Annotated in this window: 19 protein-coding genes and 1 rRNA gene; 2 read left to right on the forward strand and 18 right to left on the reverse strand. The window is 42.5% G+C overall.

Going from position 1 to position 13,231, the window contains the following annotated elements; translation table 11 throughout:
- Nucleotides 1-62, reverse strand: a 16S ribosomal RNA gene (locus tag LC036_RS17540); the annotation flags it as partial.
- Nucleotides 63-823: 761 nt separating this feature from the next.
- Entirely contained in the window at nucleotides 824-1,045 is a 222-nt protein-coding gene (locus LC036_RS17545) for a hypothetical protein (RefSeq protein WP_226585706.1), read from the reverse strand.
- 117 nt (nucleotides 1,046-1,162) lie between these two features.
- Between LC036_RS17545 and pdaB the strand changes: the two genes are divergently transcribed.
- The gene (gene pdaB / locus LC036_RS17550) at nucleotides 1,163-1,921 is read left to right on the forward strand and encodes a polysaccharide deacetylase family sporulation protein PdaB (protein WP_226585708.1); all 759 of its coding nucleotides are present in this window, start codon (nucleotides 1,163-1,165) and stop codon (nucleotides 1,919-1,921) included.
- A gap of 30 nt (nucleotides 1,922-1,951) precedes the next feature.
- Here the strand turns inward: pdaB and LC036_RS17555 are convergent, their stop codons facing one another.
- Nucleotides 1,952-2,551 carry a KinB-signaling pathway activation protein gene (locus LC036_RS17555; RefSeq protein ID WP_226585710.1) on the reverse strand — a complete coding sequence of 200 codons (600 nt, stop codon included), beginning with the start codon at nucleotides 2,549-2,551 and terminating at the stop codon, nucleotides 1,952-1,954.
- A gap of 139 nt (nucleotides 2,552-2,690) precedes the next feature.
- Here LC036_RS17555 and gerD point away from each other — a divergent pair, with 139 nt between their 5' ends.
- Nucleotides 2,691-3,332: a spore germination lipoprotein GerD gene (gene gerD, locus LC036_RS17560; protein WP_226585712.1), complete on the forward strand. Its 642-nt coding sequence runs from the start codon at nucleotides 2,691-2,693 to the stop codon at nucleotides 3,330-3,332.
- A 45-nt stretch (nucleotides 3,333-3,377) separates the two neighbouring features.
- Here the strand turns inward: gerD and LC036_RS17565 are convergent, their stop codons facing one another.
- The 15 genes from LC036_RS17565 to LC036_RS17635 form a co-directional block, all read right to left on the reverse strand.
- Entirely contained in the window at nucleotides 3,378-4,430 is a 1,053-nt protein-coding gene (locus LC036_RS17565) for an Mrp/NBP35 family ATP-binding protein (protein ID WP_226585713.1), read from the reverse strand.
- An 82-nt stretch (nucleotides 4,431-4,512) separates the two neighbouring features.
- Entirely contained in the window at nucleotides 4,513-5,235 is a 723-nt protein-coding gene (cwlD, locus tag LC036_RS17570) for an N-acetylmuramoyl-L-alanine amidase CwlD (RefSeq protein WP_226585715.1), read from the reverse strand.
- A gap of 522 nt (nucleotides 5,236-5,757) precedes the next feature.
- On the reverse strand, nucleotides 5,758-6,150 hold the full coding sequence (gene rpsI / locus LC036_RS17575; protein ID WP_075038155.1) for a 30S ribosomal protein S9: 393 nt from the start codon (nucleotides 6,148-6,150) through the stop codon (nucleotides 5,758-5,760).
- A 19-nt stretch (nucleotides 6,151-6,169) separates the two neighbouring features.
- Nucleotides 6,170-6,607 (reverse strand): 50S ribosomal protein L13, encoded by a 438-nt coding sequence (gene rplM / locus LC036_RS17580; RefSeq protein ID WP_226585717.1) that lies wholly within the window; start codon nucleotides 6,605-6,607, stop codon nucleotides 6,170-6,172.
- 175 nt (nucleotides 6,608-6,782) lie between these two features.
- On the reverse strand, nucleotides 6,783-7,511 hold the full coding sequence (truA, locus tag LC036_RS17585) for a tRNA pseudouridine(38-40) synthase TruA (protein WP_264188453.1): 729 nt from the start codon (nucleotides 7,509-7,511) through the stop codon (nucleotides 6,783-6,785).
- A 31-nt stretch (nucleotides 7,512-7,542) separates the two neighbouring features.
- A complete protein-coding gene (locus LC036_RS17590) occupies nucleotides 7,543-8,340 on the reverse strand; it encodes an energy-coupling factor transporter transmembrane component T family protein (protein ID WP_226585721.1) in 798 nt (265 codons plus the stop codon).
- Complete coding sequence (locus LC036_RS17595) at nucleotides 8,333-9,205, reverse strand: energy-coupling factor ABC transporter ATP-binding protein (RefSeq protein WP_226585723.1); 873 nt, start codon at nucleotides 9,203-9,205, stop codon at nucleotides 8,333-8,335. The genes LC036_RS17590 and LC036_RS17595 overlap by 8 nt, the downstream gene beginning before the upstream one ends.
- Nucleotides 9,181-10,020 carry an energy-coupling factor ABC transporter ATP-binding protein gene (locus LC036_RS17600; protein WP_226585725.1) on the reverse strand — a complete coding sequence of 280 codons (840 nt, stop codon included), beginning with the start codon at nucleotides 10,018-10,020 and terminating at the stop codon, nucleotides 9,181-9,183. Before LC036_RS17600 ends, LC036_RS17595 begins: the two co-directional genes overlap by 25 nt.
- Before the next feature lie 186 nt (nucleotides 10,021-10,206).
- Nucleotides 10,207-10,566 carry a 50S ribosomal protein L17 gene (gene rplQ / locus LC036_RS17605; RefSeq protein WP_226585726.1) on the reverse strand — a complete coding sequence of 120 codons (360 nt, stop codon included), beginning with the start codon at nucleotides 10,564-10,566 and terminating at the stop codon, nucleotides 10,207-10,209.
- Between the two features lie 45 nt (nucleotides 10,567-10,611).
- A complete protein-coding gene (locus LC036_RS17610; RefSeq protein WP_226585728.1) occupies nucleotides 10,612-11,556 on the reverse strand; it encodes a DNA-directed RNA polymerase subunit alpha in 945 nt (314 codons plus the stop codon).
- Between the two features lie 181 nt (nucleotides 11,557-11,737).
- Nucleotides 11,738-12,133 carry a 30S ribosomal protein S11 gene (gene rpsK / locus LC036_RS17615; RefSeq protein ID WP_146818455.1) on the reverse strand — a complete coding sequence of 132 codons (396 nt, stop codon included), beginning with the start codon at nucleotides 12,131-12,133 and terminating at the stop codon, nucleotides 11,738-11,740.
- Nucleotides 12,134-12,163: 30 nt separating this feature from the next.
- On the reverse strand, nucleotides 12,164-12,529 hold the full coding sequence (rpsM, locus tag LC036_RS17620) for a 30S ribosomal protein S13 (RefSeq protein ID WP_226585737.1): 366 nt from the start codon (nucleotides 12,527-12,529) through the stop codon (nucleotides 12,164-12,166).
- A gap of 23 nt (nucleotides 12,530-12,552) precedes the next feature.
- Nucleotides 12,553-12,666 carry a 50S ribosomal protein L36 gene (gene rpmJ, locus LC036_RS17625; protein WP_002509257.1) on the reverse strand — a complete coding sequence of 38 codons (114 nt, stop codon included), beginning with the start codon at nucleotides 12,664-12,666 and terminating at the stop codon, nucleotides 12,553-12,555.
- Between the two features lie 28 nt (nucleotides 12,667-12,694).
- The gene (infA, locus tag LC036_RS17630; RefSeq protein WP_008636026.1) at nucleotides 12,695-12,913 is read right to left on the reverse strand and encodes a translation initiation factor IF-1; all 219 of its coding nucleotides are present in this window, start codon (nucleotides 12,911-12,913) and stop codon (nucleotides 12,695-12,697) included.
- A complete protein-coding gene (locus LC036_RS17635; RefSeq protein ID WP_035511657.1) occupies nucleotides 12,891-13,226 on the reverse strand; it encodes a KOW domain-containing RNA-binding protein in 336 nt (111 codons plus the stop codon). The genes infA and LC036_RS17635 overlap by 23 nt, the downstream gene beginning before the upstream one ends.
- Nucleotides 13,227-13,231: the final 5 nt, after the last annotated feature.

Genomic DNA, 13,231 nt, shown 5'->3' on the forward strand with positions numbered 1-13,231 from the left:
ACTTGCATGTATTAGGCACGCCGCCAGCGTTCGTCCTGAGCCAGGATCAAACTCTCCATAAAAGTTAAGTTTGACTTGCTCATTTGCACACCGAATGTGCTTGTTTCAAATCTCTTCATTAAAGAAGAAATGTTTTGACGTACTGGTTGGTTCGTTCAGTTTTCAAAGATCAAAATGTTGTTTGTCGCTTCAAAACAGCGACTTCATCATTTTATCATGTTTGCGTTGTTTGTGTCAACAACTTTTTCATGATTTTTTGTTTTTGTTTGTGTCGTTTTTGCGACATTTAATAATTTATCATGTTCGCAATGCAATGTCAACAACTTTTTTTGGAAATGTTCGTTGTTGTTTTGCGCTCGTTTGTTTTCCCGACAACGTTTAATAATATAGCATAGAATAAAAAAGGTATGCAATACTTTTCTTTAATTTTTTTGATTTTCTCTTAATAAAAATATATGTATGTAAAGTTAAGTCTCTATATATGATGTAATGTCTAAACATGCTTCCTTCCTGCCGCATATGACCTGCACAATGTCTACCGGCCTTGACAGCTATAGACAAGACACAGCATCGATAGCGGCAGACAAAAGACTCCCATCGTGCCGGCTTAGAAATGAACATACCTGTTAACCATCTCATAGGTTCAATGATTCTACACTATCTCCATTTCTAAAAGAAACCCCTGGTTTACATATAAAGAGACTAAGCTAATGTCGCACCCACTCCAAGATCTCTTTACTGACCCTTCAAGTCTCCAGGCTTTGAATCTAAATAATTAAACCCCGGGTATACATCCGAGGTTTAATTATTCCCGCTTCAACTATTAATTCTGCTTCTTCTTCCGGGGCATATACTGCAGACACTCTTCTCTTGTAGCAAATCTCCGGAAGATCTGGAATAACACATCATATCTTTCTTCCATTGCATTTTTTATCCCTTTATCGATACGGTTGTCACCTAAATCGAATGTGATCTCTTCCATTTCTCTTTTCAATAAGTATTCAATTTCACGCCGTTCTTGTTCATCAATGATTAATCCATGCATTTGAAGAACCTCCCTGTAACAACTCCTTATATTTTTACCCTAATTTTCATGTTTTTAGCATAGGTTGTCCTTATTTTCATATGTATAGAACATATTGGAAGGAAGGAGAATCGATCCATGAGTTTCTACACTTGGAAATCAGAGCACCTCAAACGATATGGAATAGTCGTGGTTTTGGGATTTTTTTGCGCACTCATGCTATGGATTGGACAGTGGAGTCAACTTCCTGTGTTCTCAAATAACGGTGAACCCCGCGCGTTAACCCAAGGAAGCGAAGATCGGTCACATGTGGCTCTTACATTTAATATAAGCTGGGGGACAGAGAAGGTATACGATGTATTAAAGCAACTCGAAGCAAACCAGGTTCAGGCAACATTTTTCTTAAGCGGTGAATGGGCAGAACGCCACCCGGACATAGTGAATCAAATCCAAGAGGACAAACACGAGATCGGTATGATGGGATATAAATATGAGAGTTACATGGAAATGAAGCCTGCAGAGGTAGCCGCAGACTTAAGAGAAGCTAAGGCAGTGTTTGAAAAATTAGGATATGAAGACATCAATTGGGTTCGACCACCTCATGGGCATATGAACAAAGAGGTTTTAAAAATCATTAAGCAGGAGGACATGCAGGCTGTACAGTGGAGCGTTAATCCAAGAGATTGGGAAAATCCAGGAACGAATAACATTATCGACGTTGTTTTAAATGAAGGTTCCGAAGGTGATATTATCCTTATGCATGCATCCGACTCAGTTAAACAAACTCCTAAGGCATTAGAAGTCATTCTCCCTGGTTTAAAACAAAAAGGATTATCGTTTGTAAGCATATCAGAGCTCGTAAGCGGGGGAGAGTCTAAGGCCGATCAAATTGAATAAGAAAAAGCCACCATTGCCGGTGGCTTTTTCTTAATCCGTTGTTTTTGAGGAATTTGTGAGACGATGGAGCAGAATTAGTTGATAGGCATTACATATAAATAAAGGAATTACCATTAACCATACATAATCGCTTCCTTCAGCTCGTAACGCTGGTACCCACTCAACCGTTGTCACTACAATCATAAAAAACAGGGCCGGGATAAACGCATGACGATTCGTTTCTTTAGCCTTTACATAAGCTACAATTAAAGCGAGCACCAACAACCCTAAAGCTGCCAAGACATACGAGAACAAAGCCGATTGTTCACCTGCTTGATATCTGAAATAAATCAAATCAAAAAGCGTAAAAGCAATTAAGAATATTTGCACTGGAACCCATAATGAACGAAAGACCCCTTTGCCAAACTGATGGACGGTAAGGTAAGCAAAAAAGCCCATTTGGCTGATTATGCTGAATATAAACCCAAGTCCCGTAAAAAATAAAACAAGTCCAAGCAGTTCAAATAATTGCAAAGGCTGCAAAACTTCAGCATATGATTGATGTTTGAAGAAAAAACTGATCAACAGCGTTACCACGCCGCCAATCAATAAGGTTGTTAGAAATAACCTGACCCATTTACGACTATTCAAGAAATGTTCCCCCTAATTCCACAAAGACTTTCCCTTCGTATTTTACCATGAACCTTTCCGTTTTTCTTCCGAAGGTATAAATTTCGTCTAATCGAGAATAGTAAGCCTATGGAGAACTTAAGAAAGGGGACATGCAACAATGTCCAGACTCCGCTTATTGTTTCCCGTCCTTCTTCTTGTTTTCCTGGCCGCTTGTAACGGCACTTCAGGAGCAAGTGAACAGGCGGACTATGATACCACAAAAAAAATGATTGTTGATATTCTGAAATCAGACGATGGAAAAAAGGCGATGACCGAAGTTCTGTCGGATGAGAAAATGCAGCAGTCCATGGCCCTTGAGTCTGAAGTGGTTTCTCAAGCTGTACAAAAGACGTTAGTTTCTGAAGAGGGAAAAGCCTTTTGGAGTAAACTTTTTTCAGATCCTAAATTTGTGCAGGAGTTCAGTAAAGTGATTGAGGATCAACAGAAAAAGCTTATGAAAGGCCTTATGAAGGATGCAGAATATCAGAAATTAATGATCGAGTTATATAAAAACCCTGAGATGATGGAACAAATGGTCACGGTCATGCAGGGACAAAAATTCAGGTCTCATTTAGAAAAGACCATTGAAGAAACTCTGAACAGTCCTGTCTTCCAGGCTAAGATGAGTGACACTTTACTAAAAGCTGCGGAAAAAATGAAAAGTGGCAGTCAGGGATCTCAATCTGATGGAGGTCAACAAGGCAGCAGCGAGCAGTCCGGCAGCGGTGGAAGTGGAAGCGATAAAGAACAAAGTGGTTAATTCAGCAAAAAACACGCGCCCCCATAATAGGAGCGCGTGTTTTTTTTAATATTTATCAATAACTTTGGCTGCCATATTACGGTAGATGACACCAATTGGATGATCGGTTTGATAGACAGAAGGTGCAAATACATCTTCTTCTTCATAAGGTTGTTGTAAAGGAACATGACCCAGTACAGCCGTTTGCAGGGTATCAGCGAGTTTCACTCCGCCCCCGCGGCCAAAGACAAATTCCTTATTGCCTGTTTCCTTACTTTCAAAGTAGGACATATTTTCAACTACACCCAGAATTTCATGCTCGGTTTTCAAAGCCATCTGGCCTGCACGCGCAGCGACAAATGCCGCTGTAGGGTGTGGAGTGGTAACAATAATTTCTTTTGATGATGGCAGCATAGAATGGACATCCAGAGCTACATCTCCTGTTCCTGGTGGCAGGTCAAGAAGGAGATAGTCCAGGTCTCCCCACTCTACTTCTTTGAAAAAGCTTGTCAGCATTTTCCCAAGCATAGGTCCACGCCAAATGATAGGCGAGTTATCCTCAACAAAAAAGCCCATGGAAACAAGCTTAACACCAAAGCGCTCGACAGGAATAATCTTTTCCCCTCTGACAACAGGGCGTTCTTCCACTCCCATCATATCTGGTACACTAAAGCCATAAATATCTGCATCAATAATGCCGACTTTTTTACCTAAGCGTGTTAAAGCTACAGCCAAATTAACGGTTACAGTAGATTTTCCTACTCCACCTTTACCACTCGCAATGGAAATGAATTTTGTTTTCGAGTTTCCACTGAGCAGTGACGAGTCCTGAGATTCATCTGCTGCAGGCTGAAACTTTTCAACAACCTCATCAGGGAGCTGATCGAAGCGCAGACCAACTGTTGCAGCTCCACCGCTTTTAAGAGCATTAACAATCGTCTGCTGCAACTCCATCTGCTCAGCCGTATTGGTTTTACCAATTAAAATCTTTACACTGACATGGTTTTTTTCTTCTTTAATTTTAATCTCTTCTACTCCACCGGTTTCTTCCAGCGTTTTATGTAAAAACGGATCTTGAATAGGGTGCAGAATCTCTAGTACTTTTTCTTGTGTCAACATGCCGGTTCACCATCCTTAGAAATATGTTTCATTTTCTGTAGTATAACATACATGAAACGCTTTCTAAGGTGATTTGCTTAGATCAATTAGAAGAAGAAGGCTCTCTTTCTGTTACATACCGGAGTATCCCTTGATAAATGGAGGCCGCCATTTTTCTTTGATAATCATCTGACTTCAACAATTCACGTTCTCGTTCATTGGATAGAAAGCCCGCCTCTACCAGCGCCCCCGGTGCATCTGCATGCTTAAGTATATATATATTCGTTAGTCCGAGTGCCTCACGTTTTGTATTTCCGATATTTGAACGGATTTCAGACTGGATGAACTTCGCCAAATTCTCACTTTCCTCTATAGTGGGGTTGTAAAATGTTTGAGCCCCACTCCACTTGGAAGAAGGAATCGCATTTAAGTGCAGACTCAAATATATATCCGCTTCTTTTTCTTTAATATATTGAACACGGTTTCTAATATCTTCTGACTTTCGACGGGATAACCCGGACGTATCTTCGGCAGCCAAATCCATATCATCATATCGCGTCATATATACAAGAGCACCCGCCTGCTGCAGGTAATCACGTAAGTACTCCGCCATTTGCAATGTAATCACTTTCTCTTCTGTGCCGTCCTTACCAACCGCACCTCCATCCACACCGCCATGACCAGGATCAAGCACGATGACTTTTCCAGATAGCGGAGATGACCATACCGTCCAGGCGTCTTTCGCTTCCTGAATAGGGTAAGAAACCGCACATACAAGGACAACAATTCCCGCCATCCACATGAATGTTTTTAAACGTCGCAACATCCCAAACCCTCCCTTTTACTCCTCCCTTCACTACTATATGGGACAAGAAAAGGAAATATGTAAATACTGAAACGGGTGAGCTCTATAGTCTCTGCTTCCATCCTTACCGGAGCAATGTTTTCTTAAAAGTCTCTGTTAAAGTTCAGTGTTGTTATTTCAAATATTCTTAGTGGAGCTCCTTCCGTCGCAGAATGTGTGTGAGGCGACCTTGGGAATAGCCAGCTTTCCGCGGGGTACCGTGAGCCTCCTCAGGCTGACGCCTTCCCGGGTCTCCCGATGTACCTGTATCCCTCTGGAGTCTCTCCATTCCAAGGACTGCCTCTTCAAAACGAGAGGGACGGAAAGGACAATTTTCGAACCAAAGTCCGTTAAACCGGTTGCGTAAGGAAGGGAACACGCTACCCAAATCATATGAACAAAAAATGGATGAAAATCAACAACAACCTTTAACAGAGCTTTTTTTAAAAATAGACATAAAAAAAGACTCCCAACTTAGTTGGGAGCCTTTTGTATAAGCAAAGATTAACGCTTGGAGAATTGTGGAGCGCGACGTGCACCTTTAAGACCGTATTTCTTACGCTCTTTCATACGTGCGTCACGAGTCAATAGACCTGCGCGTTTAAGTGGTGTACGGTATTCAGGATCCGCTTGTAACAATGCACGAGCGATTCCGTGACGGATTGCGCCAGCTTGTCCTGTGAATCCACCGCCATCTACGTTTACATATACATCATAGTTACCTTCTGTTTCTGTAACAGCTAGAGGCTGTTTCAGAATCATACGAAGTGTTTCATATGGGAAAAAGTCTTCAGCATCACGTTTGTTTACTACTACACGACCAGTTCCTGGTACAAGACGTACACGAGCTGTTGAGCTCTTACGACGACCAGTTCCGGAGTATTGTACTTGTGCCACTCTAGATTACCTCCTTTAATTATCCGCGAAGTTCGTAAACTTCTGGTTGTTGTGCTTCATGTTTGTGTTCAGAACCAGCATAAACATGAAGTTTCTTGCCCATTTTACGTCCAAGACTTCCTTTTGGAAGCATACCTTTAACAGCAAGCTCTAGCATTTGCTCAGGGTATTTCGTACGCATTTCGTTAGCCGTACGGGACTTCAATCCACCTGGGTGGTTGGAGTGACGATAATAGATCTTATCGTTAATTTTGTTACCTGTAAGTTGGATCTCACCAGCGTTAATGATGATCACATTGTCACCTGTATCAACGTGTGGTGTGTAAGTTGGTTTATTTTTACCGCGAAGGATCGCAGCAACTTCGCTCGCTAAACGGCCAAGTGTTTGCCCTGCAGCATCCACAACATACCATTTACGTTCAACGTTGTTTTCATTTGCCATGAAAGTTGTGCGCATATCGGTTTCCCTCCTGAATAGTTAATTTTTCACATAGACTTTACTGATTATCATTTATCTCAAATACGATTAACTTTCCGGGGCCAATCGTGGTATAGAAATAAAATGCCATAGAATATAATATAACACTCTCCCTCTAAATGTCAAGGGGATGCACACCTGGATTCGTTGCTTTTTAATTGTAAAACACTTTCCAGAGAAACAATCCTTGAGGAGGTGCCGTTTTTCCGGCAGCTTTTCGATCTTCAGCCTGGATTATATCTATGATGTCTTCAGGCTTCCGCTCTGAACGACCTATCTCTAATAGTGTCCCAACAAGGATACGCACCATATTATATAAGAAGCCGGAACCTCTGAATGTAAAGACAATTTCATCCATGTCGCTGGTGATAGAGGCCTCATAGATGGTCCGTACTTTGTCACCTTTGATATCAGTTTTAGGGGAGCAAAAAGATGTGAAATCATGTTCCCCTTTAATATACTGACATGCTTGTTTCATCGCATTTATATCAAGGGCGGCCCTTACGTGATGAGTATAATGACGACGGAATAAATCCGGGTGCTGATCATTCCTCACAAAATATCGGTATTCTTTCCCTGTCGTGTCATAGCGTGCATGAAATTCACTTGGAACAGATTCCGCCGAGACAATTTGAATATCTGCAGGCAGCAAAGAATTAATGGCACGCTTCCAATTATTCATGGGAATCTTTAAAGGGGTATCAAAATGTATGACCTGTCCAAGGGCATGAACCCTGGCATCTGTACGGCCGGATGCTGTCACTTTGACAACTGTCCCTTTGTGCATTTTCAGAAGTGCTTTCTCCAGCTCAGCCTGAATGGTATTTCCGTTGGGCTGAACCTGATAACCGGCATAGTTTGTACCATCATATTGAATGATCATGCAAATTCTTTCCACGACTGCTTCCTCCATATTAACTTCTAGTCAAAAACAATGCGATAATTAAGAGAACGAAGACAATATACAACATGACATCACTCTTGCCGATGCTTAATTCCCTGAGCTTCGTTCTTCCTTCTCCCCCTTGATACCCTCTTGCTTCCATAGCCATAGCAAGTTCCTCAGCGCGTTTGAATGCACTGACGAACAAAGGCACTAACAAGGGGACAACAGCCTTCATGCGGTCTTTAAAGGAGCCTGTACGTAAATCGACACCTCTGGAAGCCTGTGCTTTCGATATTTTTTCAGTTTCCTGCATTAAAGTAGGGATAAACCTTAAGGAAATGGACATCATTAATGCCAGTTCATGAACAGGAAATTTCACCTTTTTCAGAGGTCCCAAAAGTTCTTCAATCGCATCTGTAATTTCAATAGGCGTAGTCGTTAATGTTAACAGAGACGTAACTAGAATAAGCAGGAAGAAACGGAGGGATATAGCCCCGCCCTGGATCAATCCTTCCCAGTATACATCCCACCCGAATATTGAAAAAGCAACAGCTCCATCTCTAGTCACAAAGATATGAAGAAAGAAGGTGAAAATAATTAAAAACCAAACCGGTTTCAGCCCTTTCATAATATAGGAAAGCGGAACCTTTGAAAGGATAGCACTCCCAACAGCAAATAGAGCAAGTACGCCATAACTCATAACGGAATTAGCAAAGAATACGATCACAACATAGAAAAAAATAATTGCAATTTTTGAGCGGGGATCTAGGCGGTGAACGACTGAATCTGTCGGGATATATTGTCCAATAATCAGGGAACTACTCATGATCGCCGCCCCCTCTCACTTTGTGGGCTAATTCCTTTGCTAACTCGGCTATGGTCTGCCCTTTGTACTCTAAATCGATATTCAACCTTTTCCTAACCTCCGAAATAAAAGCAATCACTTCTGGAATGTCCAGCTGAACATCTTCCAGAGCTTTCTGCTGTTGAAATATTTCCAAGGGAGTGCCTTCACTGTATAATTCTCCGTGATTCATAATGATGATATGATCGGCATAAGCAAGAGCGTCCTCCATGCTGTGGGTCACTAAGATCGTCGTTAGTCCCTTTTCCCGATGAAGCCGAGAGAACATACTCATAATTTCCTTCTGTCCACTTGGGTCCAGGCCGGCCGTAGGTTCGTCAAGGACTAATACTTTAGGATTCATAGCTAATACACCCGATATCGCTACCCTTCGCATCTGACCCCCGCTTAAATCAAAAGGGGATCGGTTCAGGAGATCCTCTGGTAGTCCTGTGGCTTTAACGGCCTCTCTCGTCCTTTTTTCAATCTCTTTGTTTTCTACGCCGAAGTTTTGCGGCCCGAATGCGATGTCTTTAGCCACAGTTTCTTCAAAGAGTTGATGTTCAGGATATTGGAAAACAACTCCTACACTTTCCCGAAGGTCTCTCAGGCGCTTATTTTTGCCTTCAGCTTCCAGCACATAATCACCGATTTGAACTTTCCCTTCCGTTGGCTGCAATAATCCGTTTAAATGCTGAATTAATGTGGACTTACCGGATCCTGTATGACCAATAACGGCTACAAAAGATCCTGACTTTACCGAGAATGAAAGGTCATTCAATGCTCGATGCTCGAACGGGCTGTTTGGTTGATATACATAGCTTACATGGTCGAACGTAATGTCCATAATTCCTCCAACAACTCCTGGTGATTGAGTGGCTCACGAGCAAGCGACACACCTTCTGCTTTTAAGTGGTCAGCTAGTTTACTGATAAAAGGAGTATCTAAGCCAATTTCGATTACATGTTCTTTTCTTGAGAAGACTTCCCTGGGGGTGCCCTGCATCCATACTTCTCCTTGGTTCATAACAATGACTCTGGAGGCCTGAGTTACTTCATGCAGATCGTGGGTAATTGTAATTAATGAGAGATCTCTTTCCTTCTGTACGCCATGGATTGTCTGCATGATCTCTTTCCGCCCTTTTGGATCCAGCATTGCGGTTGCTTCATCTAAGATGATGAATTCAGGAGAGACCGCCAAAATGCTTGCAATCGCCACTCTCTGCTTCTGACCTCCGGACAACCTATGTGGTTCATGAATTTTATACTCCTGCATGCCGACAGCACTTAGACTCTCTTCAATTCTCTTAACCATCAACTCGCGCGGCATCCCGTGATTCTCCATACCAAAAGCTACATCATCCCGGACAGTTGTACCTACAAACTGGTTATCAGGGTTTTGAAACACCATTCCCACTTGCTTACGTACATCCCAGACGGTCTCCTGGTTCACACGTATTCCATCCACAAGTATTTCCCCTTCCTGGGGAAATAACAGTCCGTTCATCAGTTTGGCAATTGTTGATTTACCAGACCCGTTATGACCAATGATGGCAACCCACTCATCCGGCCCAATCGTAAAGCTTACATCTTTCAACACCCAGGGCATATCTTCCTGGTAACGAAAAGATACATTTCTAAACTCGACTTGTCTCTCTCCCATCTGTGTTCCTCCTCTGCTCACCTGTCTATTTCCCAGGAAATACGACATCATTTCCTACATCTTTCCTAATTACGATTAAACAGCTTGGTTCTAATATAAAAAAGATACCAAAAAGGGTATAAAAAAAGGGCTGGATGTAACCTCACGATGAGATTCAGTCCTGCCCTTTTACCCCGATGGTATTCATTAAACTAGTTCAATGATCGCCATTTTAGCTCCATCACCTTTACGCTCGCCTAGCTTAAGCACGCGAGTGTAACCACCTTGACGGTCTTCATAGCGTGGGCCGATGTCAGAGAATAGCTTTTGCAAAGCTGTTTGCTCTCCTTCTTCATCAGCTTTCGCATTGTAAAGGAATGATTCAGCTTGACGACGGGCATGTAGATCGCCGCGTTTCCCTAGTGTAATCATTTTCTCTACAACAGAACGAAGTTCTTTTGCTTTAGATTCTGTTGTTTCCAAACGTTCATGGATGATCAGGTCAGTCGCTAAGTTACGAAGTAGCGCCATACGCTGATCAGTAGTACGTCCTAGTTTTCTAGCCATTGATAATCCCTCCCTTATCTGGATATCTTAGATGTGTTCTATCAATTAATCGTCTTTTCTTAGACCTAAGCCCAAATCGTTCAACTTGTGCTTCACTTCTTCAAGTGACTTGCGACCAAGGTTACGAACCTTCATCATATCTTCTTCAGATTTATTCGCAAGCTCCTGCACTGTGTTGATACCAGCGCGTTTCAAGCAGTTGTAGGAACGGACAGAAAGGTCAAGTTCTTCGATCGTCATTTCTAGAACTTTTTCTTTTTGGTCCTCTTCTTTTTCGACCATGATTTCAGCTTTTTGAGCTTCGTCTGTAAGGCCGACAAAGATGTTGAGGTGTTCCATATAGATTTTAGCTCCAAGAGAGATCGCTTCCTCTGGGCGAATGCTTCCATCCGTCCACACATCCAAAGTTAGTTTATCAAAATTGGATGTTTGACCAATTCTAGTGTTCTCTACTTGATACGTCACTCGGGATACAGGCGTAAAAATAGAGTCAACTGGAATCACGCCGATTGGTAGATCCTCATGGTTATTTCCTTCAGCTGGACGATATCCTCGGCCGCGCTCTGCTGTGATACGTGCACGGAAGCTGGCATTGCTGTCGAGTGTGGCGATATGAATATCTGGATTCAGAACTTCAACGTCACTATCGTGCGTAATGTCAGCCGCGGTAACTTTTCCTTCACCCTGTACATCAATCTCCAAAGTCTTTTCTTCGTCAGAGTAAACTTTCAAAGCTAGTTTCTTTAGATTAAGAATAACAGTTGTTACATCCTCAACGACTCCTTCAATTGTAGAAAACTCATGAAGAACCCCGTCGATTTGTACTGAAGTGACAGCAGATCCGGGAAGTGAGGATAATAGGATACGACGCAAGGAGTTACCTAGAGTTGTACCATACCCACGCTCAAGCGGTTCTACGACGAACTTACCAAAAGTAGACTCATCGCTGATCTCGACCGTTTCAATCTTTGGCTTTTCAATTTCGATCATTTACACAAAACCCTCCTTCAAAACGTCGAAACCCCGGTTAGACGATAGGTCTAACCGAAATTCCTCAGGTAGGCAGTCCCGATACAAAGACAACTGCATATTTTCTCTGTCTACTGCGGTGCTGATTATAAAAGCTATCATAACCCATTATAGACAGGGTGACAAATTCTATTCAGAACTATTATACGCGACGACGTTTTGGTGGGCGGCAACCATTGTGTGGTACTGGTGTTACGTCACGGATTGCCGTGATTTCAAGACCTGCTGCTTGTAGAGAACGAATAGCTGCTTCACGACCAGCACCAGGGCCTTTAACTGTTACTTCAAGTGTTTTCATACCGTTGTCCATAGCATCTTTAGCCGCAGCTTCAGAAGCCATTTGGGCAGCGAATGGAGTAGATTTACGGGAACCTTTGAAACCAAGAGAACCAGCACTGCTCCAAGCGATTACGTTACCTTGAACATCGGTGATCGTTACGATTGTGTTATTGAAAGTAGAGCGGATGTGCGCGACACCGGTCTCTATATTCTTTTTCACGCGACGTTTACGACTACGAGTGTTTCCTTTACGTGCCATATAGTTAGCTTACCTCCTTTTGTGTTGCTATTATTTACGTTTGTTAGCCACTGTACGACGTGGACCTTTACGTGTACGAGAGTTGTTTTTCGTCTTTTGACCGCGAAGTGGAAGTCCGCGACGGTGACGGATACCACGGTAAGAACCGATCTCAATCAAACGTTTGATGTTAAGAGAGTTCTCACGGCGAAGGTCACCTTCTGTGTTGTGGTTTTCAACAGCTAGACGGATCTTACCCAATTCGTCTTCTGTAAGATCGCGAACGCGAGTATTTTCAGATACGCCAGCCTCAGCTAGTACGTCTTTAGCTAGGGATTTCCCGATACCATAGACATAAGTTAATGAAACAACTACGCGTTTATCACGAGGAATATCTACACCTGCAATACGTGCCATAAGTTACGTGCACCTCCTTCAGTTTAGCCTTGTTTTTGTTTATGCTTAGGGTTTTCACAGATAACCATGACTTTACCTTTACGTTTGATGACTTTGCATTTTTCGCAAATTGGTTTTACAGAAGGTCTTACCTTCATCATCCATACCTCCTTTAAGATCGGAGTTTTATTTATATCGGTACGTAATACGTCCTTTAGTCAAATCATAAGGGGAAAGTTCTACCGTTACCTTGTCTCCAGGTAAGATTCGAATGAAGTGCATGCGAATTTTACCAGAAACATGTGCTAAAACGGAATGACCGTTTTCCAGTTCAACTTTGAACTGAGCATTAGGTAAGGTTTCAACGACGGTCCCTTCTACTTCAATTACATCGTCTTTCGCCATCGAGTTGATCTCCCTTCTTCAAATCAGTCACTGCTTCATTGACATATTTTGATACGGCAAATCGAAGCTTGCCATTTGTGACACGACCAGTTTCCAGAAGGCTGTCCTGGACTTCCGGAGAGATGAAATCCATAAGCTCAACGTGTTGCAAATTCTTTTTCTTTGGTCGATCATACTTACGTTTCTCTCCGTCAGCAAGCAGCACAAAGCGGCCATCCAGCACATCGATCACTACCGCGTACTGTCCTGCCTCTCGCCCCTGCACAATACGAACAATTTGACCTATTCGCGGACTCGACTCAGATTCGTTCAAAAACG

The sequence above is a fragment of the Halobacillus litoralis genome (assembly GCF_020524025.1).
GTDB classification, from domain to species: domain Bacteria; phylum Bacillota; class Bacilli; order Bacillales; family Halobacillaceae; genus Halobacillus; species Halobacillus litoralis_D.